The sequence below is a fragment of the Pelotomaculum schinkii genome (genome assembly GCF_004369205.1).
In the GTDB taxonomy this organism is placed as follows: domain Bacteria; phylum Bacillota; class Desulfotomaculia; order Desulfotomaculales; family Pelotomaculaceae; genus Pelotomaculum_C; species Pelotomaculum_C schinkii.
Map to the genome: position 1 here is coordinate 505517 of NZ_QFGA01000002.1, position 19344 is coordinate 524860.

The 19344-nt window shown below is 48.2% G+C and carries 15 protein-coding genes and 1 pseudogene; 4 read left to right on the top strand and 12 right to left on the bottom strand.

The genetic code is table 11. From position 1 onward, the window contains the following. Positions 1 to 121 precede the first annotated feature (121 nt). Both Psch_RS13455 and Psch_RS13460 read left to right on the top strand, forming a co-directional pair. A complete protein-coding gene (locus Psch_RS13455; protein ID WP_190258446.1) occupies positions 122 to 841 on the top strand; it encodes a response regulator transcription factor in 720 nt (239 codons plus the stop codon). After that, positions 838 to 2229, top strand: a complete 1392-nt coding sequence (locus Psch_RS13460) for a sensor histidine kinase (protein ID WP_190258447.1) — start codon at positions 838 to 840, stop codon at positions 2227 to 2229. Before Psch_RS13455 ends, Psch_RS13460 begins: the two co-directional genes overlap by 4 nt. A gap of 418 nt (positions 2230 to 2647) precedes the next feature. Here the strand turns inward: Psch_RS13460 and Psch_RS13465 are convergent, their stop codons facing one another. The 5 genes from Psch_RS13465 to Psch_RS13485 form a co-directional block, all read right to left on the bottom strand. Continuing rightward, positions 2648 to 3769, bottom strand: coding sequence for an IS91 family transposase (locus Psch_RS13465; RefSeq protein WP_190258448.1), 1122 nt, complete (start codon positions 3767 to 3769; stop codon positions 2648 to 2650). Further along, positions 3766 to 4638, bottom strand: coding sequence for a tyrosine-type recombinase/integrase (locus tag Psch_RS13470; RefSeq protein WP_190258449.1), 873 nt, complete (start codon positions 4636 to 4638; stop codon positions 3766 to 3768). The genes Psch_RS13465 and Psch_RS13470 overlap by 4 nt, the downstream gene beginning before the upstream one ends. Positions 4639 to 4893: 255 nt before the next feature. Continuing rightward, the gene (locus tag Psch_RS13475) at positions 4894 to 5931 is read right to left on the bottom strand and encodes a tyrosine-type recombinase/integrase (protein WP_190258450.1); all 1038 of its coding nucleotides are present in this window, start codon (positions 5929 to 5931) and stop codon (positions 4894 to 4896) included. Next, entirely contained in the window at positions 5921 to 6895 is a 975-nt protein-coding gene (locus Psch_RS13480; RefSeq protein ID WP_190258451.1) for a tyrosine-type recombinase/integrase, read from the bottom strand. Before Psch_RS13480 ends, Psch_RS13475 begins: the two co-directional genes overlap by 11 nt. After that, positions 6892 to 8796, bottom strand: coding sequence for a tyrosine-type recombinase/integrase (locus Psch_RS13485; RefSeq protein WP_190258452.1), 1905 nt, complete (start codon positions 8794 to 8796; stop codon positions 6892 to 6894). Before Psch_RS13485 ends, Psch_RS13480 begins: the two co-directional genes overlap by 4 nt. Before the next feature lie 241 nt (positions 8797 to 9037). On the opposite strand from Psch_RS13485, the gene Psch_RS13490 reads away from it, so the two are divergent. Continuing rightward, positions 9038 to 9931 carry a DUF4349 domain-containing protein gene (locus tag Psch_RS13490; RefSeq protein WP_190258453.1) on the top strand — a complete coding sequence of 298 codons (894 nt, stop codon included), beginning with the start codon at positions 9038 to 9040 and terminating at the stop codon, positions 9929 to 9931. Between the two features lie 32 nt (positions 9932 to 9963). On the opposite strand, the pseudogene Psch_RS13495 reads toward Psch_RS13490, so the two are convergent. The 5 genes and pseudogenes from Psch_RS13495 to recG all read right to left on the bottom strand — a co-directional run. Further along, positions 9964 to 10251 (bottom strand): annotated as a pseudogene (locus Psch_RS13495) (RtcB family protein); the annotation flags it as partial. 435 nt (positions 10252 to 10686) lie between these two features. Further along, positions 10687 to 12159 (bottom strand): transposase, encoded by a 1473-nt coding sequence (locus Psch_RS13500; protein ID WP_190258454.1) that lies wholly within the window; start codon positions 12157 to 12159, stop codon positions 10687 to 10689. Then, positions 12122 to 12769: an IS607 family transposase gene (locus Psch_RS13505; protein ID WP_190258455.1), complete on the bottom strand. Its 648-nt coding sequence runs from the start codon at positions 12767 to 12769 to the stop codon at positions 12122 to 12124. Before Psch_RS13505 ends, Psch_RS13500 begins: the two co-directional genes overlap by 38 nt. Before the next feature lie 114 nt (positions 12770 to 12883). Continuing rightward, entirely contained in the window at positions 12884 to 13771 is an 888-nt protein-coding gene (locus Psch_RS13510) for a PhzF family phenazine biosynthesis protein (protein ID WP_190258456.1), read from the bottom strand. Between the two features lie 44 nt (positions 13772 to 13815). After that, complete coding sequence (recG, locus tag Psch_RS13515; protein WP_190258457.1) at positions 13816 to 15888, bottom strand: ATP-dependent DNA helicase RecG; 2073 nt, start codon at positions 15886 to 15888, stop codon at positions 13816 to 13818. A gap of 103 nt (positions 15889 to 15991) precedes the next feature. Between recG and rpmB the strand changes: the two genes are divergently transcribed. After that, entirely contained in the window at positions 15992 to 16183 is a 192-nt protein-coding gene (rpmB, locus tag Psch_RS13520; protein ID WP_134219466.1) for a 50S ribosomal protein L28, read from the top strand. Positions 16184 to 16779: 596 nt separating this feature from the next. Here the strand turns inward: rpmB and Psch_RS13525 are convergent. Then, entirely contained in the window at positions 16780 to 16983 is a 204-nt protein-coding gene (locus tag Psch_RS13525; RefSeq protein ID WP_190258458.1) for a DVU_1557 family redox protein, read from the bottom strand. Then, positions 16980 to 19274 carry a pyridine nucleotide-disulfide oxidoreductase/dicluster-binding protein gene (locus tag Psch_RS13530; protein ID WP_190258459.1) on the bottom strand — a complete coding sequence of 765 codons (2295 nt, stop codon included), beginning with the start codon at positions 19272 to 19274 and terminating at the stop codon, positions 16980 to 16982. Before Psch_RS13530 ends, Psch_RS13525 begins: the two co-directional genes overlap by 4 nt. Positions 19275 to 19344 lie beyond the last annotated feature (70 nt).

Here is a 19344-nt window from a genome sequence, read left to right on the forward strand (position 1 = left end):
GGGAACATCATAGCAGGCCTGCCTTACATGAGCCTGTACTTAAGCTTACATTTACCTTAAGATCGCGGAAAAACATCCAATTTGTTCTGTATTTATACTATAATGGATCGCAGTGATAACAATGGACGATATTTTTGCCTGTAAGCTTCTTATCATAGACGACGAGCCGGAGCTGCGCAGGATGGTAACTGAAATACTGCGGCGGGAAGGTTTTATGCGGATCATTTCCGCCGCCGACTGCAAAGAGGCGCGCCGGCTCTTTGCGTCGGAGAAGCCGGACGGTGTGATTCTGGATGTTTCCCTGCCGGACGGAGACGGTTTTTCCCTGATGCGGGAATTTCGCGCCGCGTCGGCTGTTCCGGTATTGTTTCTTTCCGCGCGCGACGAGGATGAAAACCGCTTGCTCGGACTTGGTCTCGGCGCGGACGACTATATCACGAAGCCCTTTTTACCCCGCGAACTGACGCTAAGACTCCGCGCGGTGTTAAGCCGCGCCTATTTTCCGGTCGTGCTAAAGCAAAATAAAAAGCCGGTCTTCCGTTTGGGCGAAACGGAAATCGACTTAAACAGCGGCTCAGTTACAACAAAAAAAGACCAGCTTATGCTCACCGCAAAGGAATTTGCACTGCTTGAAAAGCTCTATGAAAACCGGGGAAACATCGTCACCGGCGACAGCCTGTGCCGCGCCGCGTGGGGTGACGACCTGTACGGATATGAAAACACGCTGATGGTGCACATCCGCCGTCTGCGCGAGAAGATTGAACCAGAACCGTCTTCCCCACGTTATCTTCTCACTGTGCGGGGACTTGGCTACAAGTTGACGGGGGCTGAAGGCAAATGAAAAGCATGATGAAAATCCTGTCCCGTTATGTGCTCTCGGCTGCCGGGGTAGCGCTTATTCTGCTCATCATCAATTTTGCGGTATTGGCAGCGTGGTTGGTTCAGGCTGCCAAAATAGAGCAAAGGGATTACAGTGTCTCACAGATCGCGGATGGTCTGACCAAATCAGACGGCGTTTACACGCTTTCCGAATCCGCAGGGGAGACGATTGACAAGCGGTTTCAGTGGGCGATGCTGCTGGACGATGACGGCAGTGTGATATGGAGCAAAAATCTGCCCGGCGACGTGCCGCTTAAGTTTACCGTTTCCGATGTGGCCGGCTTTACCCGCTGGTATTTAAACGACTATCCGGTTTATGTCTGGCGGCATCCGGACGGTCTTTTTGTGCTGGGCCGCGCCAGGGGCAGTGTGTGGAAGCATGATATTGACATGCCGCAGAAGGTAATGGATAATACTCTGGTGTGGATTCCGGCTGTTTTAATTCTCAACGTCGTCACGGCCGTTCTGCTTGCCCTGCTGTTCGGCCTGCGGCTGTTCCGTTCCCTGAAGCCGCTTGCAAAGGGCATTGAGGATATGGCCGAAAAACGTCCGGTAGAGCTTTCCACACGTGGTCTTCTCGGCGATCTTGCCGCCGGGCTCAACAAAACTTCTGCCCAGCTAACAAAACAGGAGGCCGCTCTCAATAAGAGGGACAATGCCCGCACAACATGGATTGCCGGCGTGTCCCACGACATCCGCACACCGCTTTCTCTGGTCATGGGTTATGCAAGCCAGCTTGAGGACGACTCAGAGCTGCCGCCGGCCAAGCGGGAACAGGCGGGTATTATCCGCAGGCAGAGCGAACGGATCAAGGTGCTGGTCAGCGACTTGAATCTTGCTTCCAAGTTGGAATACGACATGCAGCCGCTGCGTCGAAACTCCGTTGGGCTGGCTGCGCTCTTGCGTGGCGTTGTCGCCGATTTTTTAAACGGTGGACTTGATCATCGCTATGCAATGGACGTAACGATCGGTAAAGAGGCACAAAATGCCGCAGTCACCGGCGATGAGGAGCTTTTGCGACGCGCGGTTGCCAATTTGATCGCGAACAGCATTCGCCATAACCCAAAGGGTTGCGCGATAAAAGCAGCTCTGGAAAAGGGCCTGGGCAATTGCTTTCTCACTGTTTCCGACAACGGAGCAGGCTTCCCGCAGGAAATTCTCGAAAACCTGAATCATCCTGAAGGTTCTGCCGGGCTGCAAAACCATGGCTTAGGCCTCACCATCGTCCGGCAGATCATAAGAGCGCACGGGGGAACCACGCAATTTCATAATCTGCCCGAAGGCGGCTGCACAGTTGTACTCTGCCTGCCCGTAAGCGTTGCGGACGTAAGCGGTCCAAAAAATCGATGAGTCTGGAATCCCAGACAATTAACGGCAAATTTGTACGCAGTGAAGGAAGTCGCCGCGATGCAAAACAGCGCAGAGTAAAACACAGCAGACAACAGGGCTTTTCCCCGTTCTCCGCGAGTTATTCTCATATGAGGATTATGAATAGCAAATTATCTGAAGCCCAAAAAAGAAACCCCATGTAAGCAGAGGCTACGTAGGGCTTCAGATAATTTGATTGAACGGAACCGCCGATGTCGGTAGGTGCTATGGGGAAAAAGGAACTGTATAAGTTGCAGAATTTCTGGCGCTAAAAGGGTTCCGATGTTATGGGGCGAAATCTCAGTCAAAGAACAGGGTCATTATTGGGAAATTCGCCTGTCGATGGGCATAGTTTCCCCCTCCCCCATAGAAGGGGCTTTTTTGTATAAGGAATTTGTTTTTACGGAAGAGGAGATGCGCGTATCATCATTCCTATTCTGCAGCAGGGACATTTACGAAATGTATCATTGAACTTGTCAATGAGGATTTCGAATAATGAACGCGGCTTAGAGAGTATGCTAAAAGGTGTATTCGTAAGTTGCCGGCATAACTGTATCCGTTTGGTTTTCCCTCCGGAAGCCAAAAGTCCGTAGTGTCGTATCTTCCGGAATCCTCGAGGCAGTACATGGAGCATAAAGCGGCGGATAAATTCTTCGGCTGTAATAGTCATCTGCTTGACCTTGTTATGGTCGGCATAGTCCCGCCAACTAAATGTGACTTTATCATCTTGAAGCGCCAGAATCCGATTGTTGGAAATAGCCACGCGATGTGTGTAGCGGCTTAAATATTGAATCACCTTGCCGGTATTGCCGAAGGGCGGTTTGCAATAGGTTACCCAGTCCTTGTTATACAAATCCTGCAGAAAGAGGGCATATTCTCTCGAACTATTGAGTTTGTTCGTAGATTCATCGAAGCGTAATTGAGCCGCACGCATGAGAGCGAGAAATTTCCCCCGGAATTTCTTGGACAATACCTTAACCGGAATGAAGAACTTCTTGCGCGAGTTTTTCCAATGACCGGCGCTGGTCAACCCGCCGCCCGGTACAACACAATGGATGTGGGGATGATACAGAAGGTTCTGCCCCCATGTGTGGAGAATTGCGGTTACTCCGAGTTTGGCGCCGAGATATTTTGGATTTTGGCCTAACTCTAACAAGGTTTCCGAGACAGCTTTGAAGAATAAAGTGTACATCGTTTCCTGGTTCTGCCGGAATACCATATACAATTCGTTCGGCACCGTAAACACGACATGGAAATAGCCAATGTTAAGCAGGCAACGTTCCTGGCTTTCGATCCATTGTTCTTTGGCAAGCATTTGGCATTTGGGGCAATGTCTGTTTCGGCAGGAATTATAAGAGATACGTTGATGGCCACATTGGTCACATGTATCTATATGCCCGCCCAAAGCATGAGTCCGGCAGTTCAAGATAGCGCGATATGCCTTTATTTGAACGGTATTAAGCGGATGCTGGCGCAAGTATTCATCGCCATGTTCCCGAAAGATGTCCTGCACTTCAATCATAATGGGCAGTCCACAAACTTCTGAGGCATGTTGTCCGCCGGACTGGTTATTCCGTTCGTGGTGTTTGCCAGATGAAGATAGATCGTGGTTGAGGAAATGCTGGCGTGTCCGAGCAAAGCCTTTATTTGGAGTAGACTTAGCCCGTCCTCTAATAAGTGAGTGGCGAAACAGTGCCGAAGGGTATGCGGCGACACACTCTTTTGGATAGCTGTCTTGGCAAGCGCTTCTTTAATCGCTCGTGCTACTGCGCTTGTTGTGATATGCCCAACATTTTTGATTCCGGGAAAAATGTATCCATCTGAGCTTTTCGGGCGGTACTTGCGCCAATAGTCACGCAACGCGAATAAAGCGCTTTCGGGCAGAAGAGTATAGCGATCCTTTTGGCCTTTCCCGCCGCGCACCAAAACCCGCATGGATGCCGAATCAATATCCGTCGTTTTGAGACTGGCAAGTTCGCTGACTCGTAAGCCGGAACCGTACACCATTAAGAGCAGGGCTTTGTGTTTGGCATTCGTTGTCTGGGAAATTAGTTCTGCAACTTCATTCCGCGTTAAAATCTCCGGTAGCTTCTTAGGCCGCTTAAGGCGTGGAATTTGTAGATAGTTCATCGTCCGGTTCAGCGTAACTGCGAAGAAGAAGCGAATGGAAGCACTGTAAACATTGACCGTGCCTGGCGATAATTTCTTTTCGACAATCAAGTGTCCCAGGAAACTTCGAACGTCCATTTCATTGAGTTTCTCGATAGGTTTTTTGCAGTGATTAAGGAAGATCCCAACATGAGTCGTATAGGAATCGAGTGTGTTTCTGGATAGCCCCCTAAGCTGGATGTCAGCTTTCAGGCGTTGCAGCGCCTGACGGTTAGTCATCATTAAATAAACAACCCCTTTGTTTGATATTGCGGACAGGCCGCATTCTCATTTTAAAGGGGTTGTTTTGTGTTAGCCATGACTTTTGTATCTACTATGAGCAGATCGGATCATTTCGCTTTGATACTATCTTGGGTTTCTATCCACCGCGGAGCGGTTTCGTTCAATTATCGTTATCCCCAGGAATATATAATCCTCAGGATTGTATGAAAGCAGCTTAAAACAAGAGGTTTTTTGTTCAATCCTGAGGATTAATTTTTATCTTAAACCACACAGCATAGCCATTTCTTCTTCGCAACATTTAGACCACAATGGTTCTTCGTTTGCTTGTTCCGGTGTTTCTACGGATTCGATTGCTTTTCTAAGCATTTCTAATGATGGTTTTGCATAGACTTTTGTTGTTTCTGTAGATGAATGCCCGAGAATTCTTGACACAAGTTCAAGTTCCACGCCACTTTGGTAGAGATCGGTTGCTCTTGTCCGCCTAAACATATGTGGATGTACTTTTAACGGTATTTGAATACATTTTTTTCTTGCGCTTTCTGCATATTGTTTAATAAAACGTTCTACATTTCCGGGAGACATCCTGTCTGTGATTCCTTTGATTTTAGTAATGAATACATATTCGTTCACGTTTAATTCCTTTTTATGATATACCGACAAATATTGCTTCAGATGATCTGCTGTTTTCGGAGTGATAGCAACTATACGTTCTTTGTTCCCTTTTCCTGAAATTCGGATATAAGGATTATCAGTCTGCAGGGAAAGATCCTTTAGTGTAAGGCATAGCAGCTCATCCAATCTTACTGCAGAATCGTAAAGAAGTATCATAATAACACGGTCACGTAATCCCATTTTCGTATTCGGGGGTTGCTGCAGGATGGTAGTCAGAGCTTCTTCGCTTAATGTTTCTTTTTCCTTTTTAGGAACTTTGCATTGTGGTATTCTGGAAATGCTCAACGCAACTGACTGGACTGCAATATTTCTATCAGCAGCAAACCATAGATAAGACTTTAATGCGGTAAGTCTCTGATTGCAGGTTCCGGGGCTATTTCCATTATCCTTTAGATATATGATAAATTCCTGGATGCATTTCTGACTGCAGTCATCAAATTTAAAGGTGCCAACGGATATGTGGCATTCATCATACAGATACCGCCTAAAAACAGTCAGAGAATCTCTGTATGATTTAATGGTTTTAGGGCTTCTTCCTAATTGGCGTGGAAGATATGTTTGAAGGAACTCTAAAGTCATTGAAAAAAACAATGTTCCGGTCTGCATTCCTTTATTCTTCATAAGGAACCACCTCCGGAATCACTCTGCCTGACAAGAAGTCTTTCTGGCGCACAATTTGAAACGCCTTGTCCACCTGATGATAATAGTAAAAGGTGTCTTCCACACTGGAATGACCAAGGTATCTGCTCAAGTACGGCATCATGGTGTTCAAGCTGATTCCCTTAAGCATCCATTCGTTCATCCTGTTGACAACAAAAGTATGCCTTAATGCATGTATGGTAGGAGCTTTGTCACAGGAATCCGCAAACGGTGTCATGTTCCAGAACTGTTTGAACTTCTTATCCATGCTTGTTTTCCGGATTGGTTGCCTCGGGACTCTGCCCGGGAAAAACCATTCAGAACCGGGCAGTAAGGACGCCATCCTTTTATGATAATTCCTGCACAGATTGGTAACGTCGTCTGCCATGTATACCAGCCGGTCCTTGTTTCCTTTCGACTGTATGATTTTTAAAATACCATCATCAAGATTTACATCCTTTACTCTAAGATTACATACTTCTGCCAGCCGTAAACCGCAGCAGTAATAAAGCCTCAAGATGACTTGGTACTCCATGGAAAAACGGTGCCATTCTTCATTATCGGGAAGATAGGAATCGACTACCTGATATAAGCTCTTTAATTCGTCTGCACTTAATATATGAGGAACTGTGGTAGCTGTTGATGCTGTCTGTCGGGGTATGTATGAGTTGATTCCGAGAGAATTCATATATAGGGATAATTGCCGGATGAAAGAAACCCTTTGGTTGCGATAATTAACTCCTTCTGTTGGTCTTTGGATAGCCCATTCCATTACCAGATCCCTTGTTATGACTGGCTCACAGAATCCTTTATCTATACAAAAGTCATCAAAAGTTTTCAGGATATATGCTTCATACTCATATAGGAAACCATCAGCCCTTTTCTGACAGATCAGTACTTCGATATATGGAGCAAGGCTGCTATGATAAACATAGTTTTTATTCATGACAGCATTCCTCCCTTTACTTCAATGCCTTTGAGGGAAAGAGCACACTGCCTCATGGTATCACCATCTGTTGCCAGGTATTTAAGGACGGTCGAAGTGTTGCTATGCCCGAGCGAATCTGCTATCGTATCGGTATTTGTTCTACTCTTGAGCATTCGGGATGCAAATGTTTTTCTAGTAATATGAAAGCCTTGTTTCTGTTTATTCAATGCTTTGTTTAACGCACGGCGGCAACAGCTTGTGTCAAGTTTTCCGTAAGGAACCCTGTGGGTAATAAATACATTATCGGAATCCACGCGGGGCCTTCCGTTCATGATATACCTGTACAGACTGTTTCCAACATCCACCGGCATGGGAAGTTTTACAAACCTGTCGGTTTTCTGCTGCTGTACAGAAATTGTGCGTTCCTCCCATGAAATATCCGCAAGTTTCATTCCTGTAATATCAGAGGCACGCAGTCCCATACGAAGCCCAATGAGAACCATGGCCGTATTTCTTAACTCCATAGGTTTTTCTGCATTTGTTCTGAAACTGTAAACAGAAGCGACTTCTTCTTCCGTAAGTGTTTCCACTATTTCTGTTTTTTGTGCGCATTCAGTGGTCAGAGCTAACTGAAGCGTTACAGGCAAATATCCCATGTCGGCAAGATAATCCAGAAACCCACGTATCCTCACACTGTAAGCATTTCTTGCTTCTGCTGTTGAATGAGGATCTGAAATATGGAATTCCTTTATGATTTCAGGGCTTATCATAGCACAGCACCTGATTTCTTTCCTATTAAGAAATTTCAAAAACCTCAGACACGAAGAACGGTACATACTGACTGTGGAGACGGAATTTCCTTCTTTCTGCTTCTTTGACAGAAAGCCGAGAAGCAGGCTACGGCTCCACTCGGGTAGTATGTTAATGGAATCTTCTTTATACGAATATACGATATTTGGCTTTATATCCCCATATGCCCTATACTGTTCAAAAAGTTTTATGGCACGCCTGTAAGATTTCCACTGGACAGTGTAGTTTTTAAGGCAGATACACCAGTATTCTGCTGTTTCGTATGAATAACTAAGTCCGTTTGCCTCCAGAAAAATATACAATTCTCTCCATGCTTTACGGAATATTTTCTTCATTGTTTTTGAATAATTATGACGGTCAAGATAAGTATCTCCCAATTTCTTAGCAATGGAATAGTACTCAGTTGCGGAAATTTTGCCTGAAGTCTGGTCTAAGCAATGTATATAAGCTTCTTTTTTCTCATCAGGAAGTTCATCTATGATAATTATCCTCGGAACGATAAATCGATCCAATGAATACTTTAGCGATGCAGGTATCAAATCTTTATCGGCCAGATATTTAAGGAAATGCCGTATGTTACGATTGTATAAGTTTTTAGCCTGCACAGTACTGTGTTGGCTTTGGTAATAATACCCTATAACGTTTTTGTGGTTGATATCCTCTGTATTCTTTCCGCCAATGCTGCTAATGTAAATCAGGAATTTAGAACAGGCTACCCTGTGTTCTACTACATAGCCTTCACTAAATGAATGCGAAAGATCATTCAGGTAACCATCCAGCAACAATCGGCACCACTCAGGAAGCCTGTCATAGTTGCAGGAATTTTCGTATACATAGCTATCGGTAGTAATACACCCATTTTTCATGACATCATTAAGCCGAAAAAGTGAAAGTCTAGACATTTTAAATTTAGAATGCTTCCAGCCCGGTCTGTTATTGTTTAACCACTTTTCCGCTTCTTTATGTGAATAAGGAAGCTGTTTTTCTTCCAGATACTGTTTGAACGAACGATAACAATGTAAATGACCGTAAATGACAGACGTTGAAAAATGATTTTCGATAAGATATTTATTTACCTTACCAACTGCGTTGTCATAATCTTGATACATGAAATTACCTCCTTGATTTTTTGGTAATTTCAGTATCATGCAATCTGTGGAGTGGTACAATAAAATCCTCAGGATTGAGGGGAGACTTCCTTGATTTAAGCTACTTTCACCCAATCCTGAGGATTATATATTCCTGGGGATAATGCTATGTTTTTATCAATAATACGATCATTTCGCGCTTGCCAATTCAACCTTACTTGAGATTCTTACGTCTAAATATAAAACACTGCAGGGAGGGAACATGATGAATAAGACTTACGCTGCTATCATTTTACTGGCGGTACTGTTGTTGTTGGGCGGATGCGGCGCCCCCAAACAGGGTGCGGCGCCGGTGGCAAGTGAAAAATCCTATGAGAATGGAGCTGTTGCCGGCGCAGGCTCAGAGTCCTTTTCAACCGTAGCAAATGATGCCGACGGACAAGCGCCGGTGGAGCGAAAAGTTACCAGGAAAGCATCCCTGGTCATGGCCGTATCCAATGTTACCGAGTCTTATAATCAGATTCAGGTCATAGTTAATGAAAGTGGCGGCTATTTGCAAAATGCCGACATTCATTCGGCAGACGGACAAATGCGGAGCACGTTGACCTTAAGGGTGCCGGCAGCAAAACTGGAAGAAATTTTGTCTGCCCTGGAACCCCTGGGTAAGGTTGAAGGCAAAAACATTTCCGGACAAGATGTCACCGAGGAATATTATGATGCGACCGCCCGCAAGGCAAACCTGGAAAGACAGGAAAAAAGACTCTTAGAGCTATATAACAAAGCTGGGACAGTGAAAGACATCCTGGAAATTGAAAACGAGCTGACCAGGGTGCGGGGCGAAATAGAGTCCCTGCAGGCACGGCTCAATGTCCTGGATAATCTGATCAGTCTGGCTACAATAACGGTTGAACTACGGGCGCCCGGAGGTATCTCCACCGGTTCAACGCTAAAGGAGCCCCTGGGCACACGTTTGAAGGCTGCCTGGCAAATGGGCGTCAACGGGCTGGTGAACTTTTCGGAGGGCCTTTTACTGCTCGGAGTGGTTCTTCTGCCTTATACTCCTTTTCTGGCGGCGGCTTATTTGCTGTTCTACTACATAGTCAGGAAAAGAAGACTTAAGAGTAAAGACAGCCCCACCGATAGGGGGGCGGTTTAGTCGCTAGCTGCGGATTCTCAAACAGACATTTTCTAATCTTTACCCTTGATTACCGCCAGCGGCAATAACCTTGCCGCCGGGCGGGTCATACCGATTTCAGTTAGGGTGTCCACGACCTGGTCGATATCCTTGTAGGCGCCTGGAGCTTCGTCCAAAAGGTCTTTGTAGTTCCTGCTGTTGTAAATAACCCCGGCCATGCTTTTCTCAAACTGCTCTCTGGAGATATTCTTTATTGCGGCCGAACGGGACAGCGTCCGGCCGGCGCCGTGGTTGGCCGAATAAAATGACTCGGCGGCTTTTTCGGGGCCTGTCAATACATACGAGGCCGTGCAGGGACTTGTCCCCTTTTACCAACGGCAAGAGGTGGTGATTACATACACAATGCCCTCTACAAGCATTTTGCCCTGACGTCTTAAGATGTACCGGTTGCGGCCTTCCCGCACAAGTTCCATAGTCATCTTATCCAAATGCAACCTGGTTTCTGAAAGCTAAACATATCTGATTTATACAAGATAATCCAGAAATATTTAGATTTCTCTCCCGCCGACTAACGGGAGGCAGTGTCACAGGATTCAACTGCTTAGCTATGGACTCTCGTCCATATTCCGGGTGGCTTACCTATCAATTTACCGCCTGGCCCGGAGGCCAGTGCTGCCCGGAAGGGGGTGTTGCCCACCGCCTGGTCTTGACTTGCGACAACAGCCTTTCGCTGCGTGTACTGTGCCGCATCGCAAACTTATGGCAAAGGGTTTACCTTAGTTCAACAGTTGTTTTTTATGGTGCTGCCAGGAAACCAGACTCTTCACTTCCCTTTCGGTTTGTTTTTTAATCGCAGCAATTGCCGATTTTTTTATTGCACTCCACTGCTTCCAGTTGGTTAACAACGCGAAGGTATCTCTTTTCTTGACAAACCTTTGTACCAATTGTTTAGGAACCTTTTCATTTCCGTATCCCAAGCCGTGCCGGGCTATGGTATATGCCGCTGCTTCGTGGCTTGAGATCCCGTACTGTTGTTGATATTTCAGGATGCCGATGACTGAGGTGAACGGTGGCGGTATTTTTACCAGGGGCACTCCCTCGCGGGCGGTCCTACGCTCTACCTGTTTTAAAAAGCTCGACCAGACGAACCCGTGGCTCATCCGGTTAAATTTTGCTGTCACAGACTTGTCGTTTTTGAACTCCAGGTCCTCAACAGCAAGGGCACAATTGAACTGTTTCGCCATAGCCACCACCAGGACGGCGGTTTCTCCAATCAGGTTGTCCCGCCGGTTACTTCGGGCGTATGTCCATTCGCCCTGCGGCAGCCACAGGCTTTCTTTGAACCGGCTCAGATAGTCTGCATGGGTTATTCCCAACCCGTCGGGGTTGGTGTCCACTCCGATTGCTCCGTTATGGGCTGTGTATGGCGCCGGCACTTCTTCTTCGATGGTAACGTGGACGTAATAGCGGCCGTTCTCCCGGATGATTTCCACCTGATAGGCGCTGCCGGTTTTAAGATATTCCAACACCATCTGCCGGTAGTTGCGCCCGTTGATTAGTCCGGTCTTCTTGGAAGGCTTACAGGCCAGGTAGACCGGGACTGTGATCCGGCTGTAGCGGACGGACTTTTCTGTCCCGACCGGCTCTGCAGCTATGTCCAGGTAGATGTTGCAGTCTTTGGTGTATAGCCGGGTGTTCAGGTTGCCGCCCTTGGTCTTATCACCCCTGGAAAGGTAGCGGTTGCTCCGGGCTTCTTGCCATTCTTCGCGGGTAATATTGCCCTTGCATCTCTCACGGAAGAGTTTCTTACCACCAAATACCACGGGAGGAAATGTGCCGGCGTCAATATGCTTCTGCCAGAATGCCAGCTTCCTTTCTTCTTTGCCCAGGCGTCTTTTTAGATTTGCCTTTTTCCCGAAGAACTTGGCTTTCTCAAGACGCTTTCGGGTGAATTCCACTTTGTTTGCGGCGCCTGCGTGGTTAAGCTTAACCAGTTCTTTCTGTGATTTCACTGTTGCACTGGCATCATATACAGCATCGTTAGCCTGGCGGGAGTTAAGACTGAAATTACTTTGCACGGATAGTCGTATGTCCTGGGTTTTCCAACCATCCAGCAGCCTTTTAAACGACCATCGCACTGCGGCACAGTAGCATTCCAAGAGGTTATCGAGGAAAACTTTCTGAATATCCGTGAGCTGGAGGATCACGCCTCTAACCGTGGTTTTCGCAAGACTCCACCTCCTGCTCAATAAGTTCAGTTAGCTTTTTTGCCACACGCCCGCCGCGCTTGCCGTAAATCCTGGCGGAAAAACTGGTTACTATGGCGATCATATCTTCTACCAGTTCTTCTTGAGGTGATTTCTCTTCGTCAAATTCCATGATATCGATTTCAACACCGCATGACCGGTAGTATTGCTCCAAATACTTATAGCCAAAACGGGCCAATCGGTCTTTGTATTCGATGACAATCACGTCTATTTCACCTTTTGTGGCTACTTTGGCTATTTTGGCAAGCTCCCGCCTGTTCTCGTTCAGACCGGATGCGATTTCGGTATATACTGCTTTAACCTGATAACCTTTTTCTACCGCATAGGCTATTAAACGTTCTTTTTGCCGTTGAAAATTTCCGGCTTCGGCTTGTTTTGCTGTGGATACGCGGGCGTAAATAGCGCATTGTTTTGTTCCGTTCACAGTAATCTCTTCGCCTATTAAAGCCATTATTTGTGATTCTTTGTAGCGCCTGTGTCCGCCGGGTGTGCGCAAAGGAATTAATTTTCCTTCTCTTTCCCAGCGGCGCAATGTTTCAGGCCAAACATTCAATAGTTTAGCTAGCTGGTGAGAGGTTAATAATTTTTCCATTAACACCATCTCCTGTTAATAGCTTAACAGGAACACCTGTTTGGTGTCAATGAATTTATCATTTTTTATATAATTATATCTAATTATTTAGTAGCTGTTTCAACCTCCACCAACCTAAAGCAATTCTCCTCTGGCGACCATTACAACCTTACCGCCCACGGACACATCTATAGCCTCATTTTTTTCTTCAGCATGCAATAAGAGTAACGACGGCCTGGCAACTTCATAACCCTGCTCAACCCTGATGTCAATCCGGTCTGTTCCAAAATACCGGTATTTTACCAGGTACCCGGCCAGGCAGCCGTTGGCGCTGCCCGTTGCCGGGTCTTCCGGTATACTGTAACAGTCAACAAAGGCCCGCGCATTCAAGTCGTTTTCCCGGTTGTACGTCTCCGGACAGAAAATGAATATCGCCTTGGCATGCGTATTCTTGATTAACTCGAAGTATTTGTCCCTGTTTATACTGGCTTTTTTCACAGCAGCCAGCGATTTCAAGGGAACGATAAAGAAAGGCAGCCCTGTAGAAACATCCTGAATAGGGAATCTGGAGTCAATCTCACTTTCTTCAATGTTTAAGACTTGAGCAACCGGCCCTGCTTCAAGGACCCGGCCAAAAACGGGCTGCTTTTGCTTCATCCACAAAGTATCCGGGTCTTTGCTGCTGGAGTCAAATGTAACGGGAATTTGCCCGACTTTCAGATTCAATATAATTTTTTCTGCGGGTTCTTTTTGTATCTCGTGTCGGATAACATAGGCCGTGCCTAATGTAGGGTGACCGGCGAAAGGCACTTCTTCTGCCGGTGTAAAAATCAGCACGTCATATCCGCCGTCTTTTATGTCGTCAGATAAAATAAAGGTTGTTTCTGAATAATTCATCTCCCTGGCAATCCGCTGCATTTCGGCGCCGGAAAGTGTCCCGGCAGCTCTAATCACGGCCAGCTGGTTGCCGGCATATTTTTCTTCAGCAAACACATCCACAATGTAAAAGGCGCGCTTCGCCATTTAATTACCTCCCCGGATATAAAAATAAAACAAAGTTGTTGACCTCAACCAATCCCCATGTAACCGCCAGACCCGCTATATCTGGCTTTTATCTCGGCCGGCAGCCTGCTGTTCTCCGGCCGGGTCAGGTTTGGGTCGGACCCGGCCAGGGCGATCGCTTCCTGGCGGGCGGTCTGGAAAACTTGAACATCGCGCAGGAGATCGGCAATTTTCAACTCCGGCAAGCCGGACTGGCGGGTGCCCTGAAATTCCCCCGGCCCCCGCAAGCGCAGGTCCTCTTCAGCCAGGGCAAAGCCATCCGCGGTCAGCGTCATCGCTTTCAGGCGGGCCTTGCCTTCCTCCGTCCGGGGATTGCCGGTGAGGATGCAGTAAGACTGGTGGCCGCCCCGGCCGACGCGTCCCCGTAATTGGTGAAGTTGGGCCAGGCCGAAGCGATCGGCGTCGAGGACCACCATCATCGTGGCATTCGGGACGTCCACCCCCACCTCAATGACCGTGGTGGCTACCAGGACATCGACCTCCCCCTGCCTGAAGGCGGTCATGATTTCCTCCTTCTCCCCTGCTTTCATCCTGCCGTGCAAAAGCCTGACCCGGTAGTTGCGGAATTCACCCGCCGCCAGCTTTTCTGCAATATCGGTGGCTGCCTGCAAATCAACTTTTTCCGACTCTTCGACCAGGGGACAGACAATATAAACCTGCCGCCCCAGGCGAAGCTGGTCTGCCGCCAGCTTATAGGCCTTATGAAGCGCGCTGGGAAGGACCGCGTAGGTTTTGACCGGCAGCCTGCCCGGAGGCGTCTCACTGATCACCGAAAGATCCAGGTCCCCGTACAGGGTCAAGGCCAGGGTGCGCGGGATCGGGGTGGCGGTCATAACCAGGGTGTCGGGGCAGTTTCCTTTGTACTGCAGGGCCGCCCGCTGGCGGACGCCAAAGCGGTGCTGTTCGTCAACCACCACCAGTCCCAGCCTTTGGAAAGAAATATCCTGTTGAATCAGGGCGTGCGTCCCCACCAGCAGTTTCAGGTCACCCTCCGCCAGCCTTTGCAGCAGTAATTCCTTTTCCTTTTTAGGGGTGCTGCCGGTCAACAAACCGGCCTCAACGTCAATAGATGAAAGCGCCCTCTTCATGACCAGATAATGCTGTTCGGCCAGGATTTCAGTGGGCGCCATCAAGGCGCCCTGCAGGCCGTTTTCCACTGCCTTAAGCAGCGCAAGTATGGAAATTACCGTTTTACCGGACCCGACATCCCCCTGGAGGAGACGCTGCATGGGAGAAGAGGACTCCATATCGGCTGCGATCTCACCCCACACTCTGACCTGGTCTCCGGTCAGGCGATAAGGCAGATTATTGATAAAGGAACTGGTCAGCCTGCCGTCCGGCCGGCAGCGGTATTCCTTGTGACGGGGTGCGACAGTTGCCCGCCGGACCGCCAGTCCCAACTGCAGAAGAAAAAGCTCTTCAAAGATAAAGCGTCTTCTGGCTTTTTCCAGGTCCTCGCGGCATTCCGGGAAGTGTATACTTGCCAGGGCGTCCCCAAATACCGGCAACTTATATTTTCCAAGCAATTCAGCAGGCAGAAATTCACCTGCATTTGAGCGTGCCTCATCCAGAGTTGTTTTTACGACGGCACGCAATAGTCGCTGGGTCAGCTGCCCGGTCAGCGGGTAGATGGGGACCAGCCTTCCTGCGCCCAGAGGGTCGCCGCCTTCCGCAACCTCGTAATCCTCGACCATAACCTGCACCGGCCCAAAGCTCTTGTCAACTTTGCCGGTTACAAAAAGTTTGGTTCCTGTAGACAGGTTTTTCTTGACGAATGGCTGGTTGAACCATACCGCGTAGAAAATACCCGTCCCGTCATGCACAGCCAGCTTGGTAACAGTTAAGCCGCGCCTTGGCTTTAAATCCTGCGCGGCCAGCACGGTCCCCCTGATGGTGGCCGTCTCCCCATGGGGGCAGGCGCCGGCCGCCAGAAGCCTGGAGCGATCTTCATAACGCCGTGGAAAATGATACAGCAGATCCCGCACCGTAAAGAGGCCGAGCTTTTGCATGGCTGCGGCCCGCCGGGGTCCGATCATCTTGAGGTACTGTACTGGTTTTGCGAAAAAGTCAGCAGGCATGGCAATCCTTTCGGAAAATAACTGGAATTTAACTTAAGCCGGCCTTGCGGCGCCTTTTGTTTTTTGATAGAATGTAGTGGTGATGCAAAGGAGGTGGTTATCTATGGCTAGAGTATGTGCCGTTTGCGGCAAAGGCGTTAGCGTCGGTATGAATATGAGCCACTCACACATTCGTACTAAAAGGACCTGGATGCCCAACCTGCAGCGCGTCAAAGCCATCATAGACGGTAGTCCCCGTAGAATTCTGGTATGCACCCGTTGCTTGAGGAGCGGCAAGATACAGCGTGCTATATAAGCAAAGAAGTTTTTAAAAAGCGGCCGTGGGGCCGTTTTTTTGTTACTTCTGCATTGTATTGGCCAATACCTTTTGAGTATAGCCAAATTTATGAAGCGATTACAAAACCCCTGATTTTTACACCTCAGGGGTTTTGGACAAACTCGGACCGGCCTAATAACAAAAGACTTCAAATTCTTCCACCCACCGTGTTTACTTCAGGGTTATTATAGGACCGGGTTAACCAAAAGTCAACAATATACGCTGGGTTATATACCTGTTTATCGCCCTGGCGCGGCAGCCAATTCAACGGTATAAAGCCCAATAATTATCTGCCCTAGTAAGCCTTTTCCAAAATATCGAGAATGTCTTCTTTGCTGGCTTCCCTTGGATTAAATAATGTCACTAAAAAATTTCTAACTGCCTGGTGGTATTGTAAACCTGCTAAGCAGGTTATAGCCTTATCTCTATTCTTTTTGGGGGGGGAGCGTGGCTATGGGTACGACAAAAAAACGCTTAATTCTCTGATGAAAAATAAGCGTTGTTCTAAAGCGGGCTTCATGGTCAAAGCTCTCCGAGGCAAAAGACAGCATTACCGGAGGCCTGAGCGAAAAATCTCACTTGTCCTCAAGAGACATTTCTACTTCAGTTACTTTTCCCTTGACCAGTTCCTCCGACAGGTACATCTGCCCGCAGACCGGGCACCTTGGCAGCTCGGTATTGAAGTTAAAGCCAAGATAGGTAAAGAAGGCTTTGCGCAGCTCAAGCTGGACATTGCATTTCAGGCAGATCAGCGCCGGCTTCTCTAACGGTGCACTCATGTGACATGCTCCTCTATGTTCAACCTGTGACTGTAGATGCTTTCCAGCCTGAACCCATCTCCTTCCGGCCTGTACACAACCCAATAGGTGATCACTTCGTTCTGCAGGTGACCTATCAGGTTCCCGGTAGAGGTATCCTGTATTTTGTTTCCGGTGGACTCGCAATAATGGATTGTCCTCTGGGCATCTTCGGCAACGATCAGGTTTCTGTCCATCTTCTCAATAACTTCGGGAGATATGAAAACTTTTATCCTGGAATAATCGCTGACTGACGGCTGCATCTCCCTTCCCCCGATCTGCTTAAGAAGCTGTTTTTTGAGCTGAATCCGGTTTTCCCTGCGCTGCGTAAGGGTAGGGGGCTTTCTGGCTGCACGGGCTTTGATATTGTCGTAGAACATCAGATCAAGCATATGAACCGCCGGTTTTTGGGCGTTGGCAAAGGTGTCGCGGCAGTTCGTGCAGTAGGTAATGTAATCATAAGGCGTCCCCTTCACCCTGTTGCTGACGATCTCATCAAGGAGCGGCAGGTTTACCGCATGAATCTGGCCTCCATATCCGCAACACTGCGCGCGCTCTCCGCTGTATGCCAGTTCCTCCAGTTGATAACCGGAATTTTTTAGGATGGCTCTTACGCTGCGCCGCACATCAGGCTCGTGGCGGCTGGCGCAGGAATCAAAAACAGTCACCGTTTGGCCCTCACCGCTCTTTTTGTTCTCCGGCATACCCTTCTCCGCCACAATAGTCCACAGCGATGTAACCGTAATGTGGGGAAGATATTGCGCAAACATCTTCTTACAGGTCGGACAGGCGAGTATCACCCCCGGACTCCCCATTGCCTCCCAGTTCTTCTTAATCTGGGCAATAACAGCAGAATGTTCCTCTTCCCTTCCGGCCCACTCGGCAGGGGCGCCGCAGCACCCGACCATGATGGATACGCCGCCTTCAAGCCGCTGCAGCAAATAATCATAGGTGGCGGTGACATAACCCGGGTCGGAGCCGCCCAACTGACAGCCGGGAAAAAACAAATATCTGCTTGTATCCTTACCCAAGGGATTTAGGACAAGAAAAGCATCCTCCGAGTTGGAAAAGTCCATATCTCTCATCCAAAAATCGTGAAAAGCCAGGGGAAGGCTTCCTCCCCTGTGCAGTTCTCTTCGACTGGCCAGAAATATCTCTTCAAAATCAAGACTGGTTGGGCATACCTCTTTGCATAGTCCGCAGAGATTGCAGGAGTTGATCTGGCGTGAGGCTACTCTTTTTGTAATTGCTTCAACCTTATTCAAAGTGGCGTTAACATCTTCAATAATTTTTTTGGGCTTCTTTTTATAATACGCTATCAGTTCACAAGCTGCCGCACAAGCTTTGCACTCGCAGCGCAGGCATCTTTTTGCCTCTTCGACAGCCTCCTCGGGGGTATATCCGGCCGGTCCGGCAGGCTTTACGCCGGCTTTATTTTTCACCCCGGCTATATCCGCACTGAGCCGCGATGGAACCACCTCGTGATTGCCCGCCTCACCGCCCATCCTCCCTGCCTTTAAAAAGGACTCAATTGACTGGGCTACCCTAATCCCCTCTCGTATAGGAATGAGGACCGAACTTTCCTCTCTTCCTGCCGTCTTTCCGCTCATAAACACGCCGTTTTGAGCGGTAGCAAGAGATATTGGGTCAAATCCCCCCGCAAGCCCGAATGTTTCCCCTCTTCTTCCTGTAGCAATATACAAAGCATCAAACGCAAGCGCATCAAGAGAGCCTACTTTTGTATTTAAATGCAGTTTGATATCATCGTTACGGGTAATGCGGCCAAACTCTTCTTCAAGGACCTCCGGGGCTATATGGCTGCCCGGTTCCCAAAGGCTTCCCCCCAGCCTGTCCTTTTCTTCGTACAGGTGCACATCATAGCCTTTGCGGACAAGTTTTACGGCGCAGCTTAGGCCGCCCAAACCTCCGCCGACTACGGCAATGCGTTTGTTTTTGGGCGGCATATAAAAAGAGGGAATGTCTTTGGTGGCGGTAAAATCACAGCACGCTTTTTCTAGCATCCTCACCGAGATGGATTCATCAATATTTTTTCTCAGGCAGGCGCTTTTACACGGCTCGTCGCATATTTTGCTGACAATACCCGGAAAAAGCACCTGACTGCTATAGTTTTTATAGGCCCCTGTAAAATCGCCGGCATTGAGCTTCGCCCCCATCCCTTTTACGTCGACGCCAAGCGGGCACTGATTTGTGCAAAATACAGGCTCATCCCGGGTGCAGAGGCTCCCCCAATTTTTAAAATCCTTTAATTCCATCGCATTATCCTCACACGCTTTACCTGAAATGAACTATTTGCATAACCGTCATCCGGACTGCGGCCTTTTT

What these genes read in the sequence shown, in the direction of transcription:
- rpmB (WP_134219466.1), top strand. Translation starts at nt 15,992, where the DNA reads ATGGCTAGAGTATGTGCCGTTTGCGGCAAAGGCGTTAGCGTCGGTATG.
- Psch_RS13475 (WP_190258450.1), bottom strand. Translation starts at nt 5,931, where the DNA reads ATGAAGAATAAAGGAATGCAGACCGGAACATTGTTTTTTTCAATGACT.
- Psch_RS13485 (WP_190258452.1), bottom strand. Translation starts at nt 8,796, where the DNA reads ATGTATCAAGATTATGACAACGCAGTTGGTAAGGTAAATAAATATCTT.
- Psch_RS13480 (WP_190258451.1), bottom strand. Translation starts at nt 6,895, where the DNA reads ATGAATAAAAACTATGTTTATCATAGCAGCCTTGCTCCATATATCGAA.
- Psch_RS13510 (WP_190258456.1), bottom strand. Translation starts at nt 13,771, where the DNA reads ATGGCGAAGCGCGCCTTTTACATTGTGGATGTGTTTGCTGAAGAAAAA.
- recG (WP_190258457.1), bottom strand. Translation starts at nt 15,888, where the DNA reads ATGCCTGCTGACTTTTTCGCAAAACCAGTACAGTACCTCAAGATGATC.
- Psch_RS13525 (WP_190258458.1), bottom strand. Translation starts at nt 16,983, where the DNA reads ATGAGTGCACCGTTAGAGAAGCCGGCGCTGATCTGCCTGAAATGCAAT.
- Psch_RS13455 (WP_190258446.1), top strand. Translation starts at nt 122, where the DNA reads ATGGACGATATTTTTGCCTGTAAGCTTCTTATCATAGACGACGAGCCG.
- Psch_RS13470 (WP_190258449.1), bottom strand. Translation starts at nt 4,638, where the DNA reads ATGATGACTAACCGTCAGGCGCTGCAACGCCTGAAAGCTGACATCCAG.
- Psch_RS13490 (WP_190258453.1), top strand. Translation starts at nt 9,038, where the DNA reads ATGATGAATAAGACTTACGCTGCTATCATTTTACTGGCGGTACTGTTG.
- Psch_RS13465 (WP_190258448.1), bottom strand. Translation starts at nt 3,769, where the DNA reads ATGATTGAAGTGCAGGACATCTTTCGGGAACATGGCGATGAATACTTG.
- Psch_RS13530 (WP_190258459.1), bottom strand. Translation starts at nt 19,274, where the DNA reads ATGGAATTAAAGGATTTTAAAAATTGGGGGAGCCTCTGCACCCGGGAT.
- Psch_RS13505 (WP_190258455.1), bottom strand. Translation starts at nt 12,769, where the DNA reads ATGGAAAAATTATTAACCTCTCACCAGCTAGCTAAACTATTGAATGTT.
- Psch_RS13460 (WP_190258447.1), top strand. Translation starts at nt 838, where the DNA reads ATGAAAAGCATGATGAAAATCCTGTCCCGTTATGTGCTCTCGGCTGCC.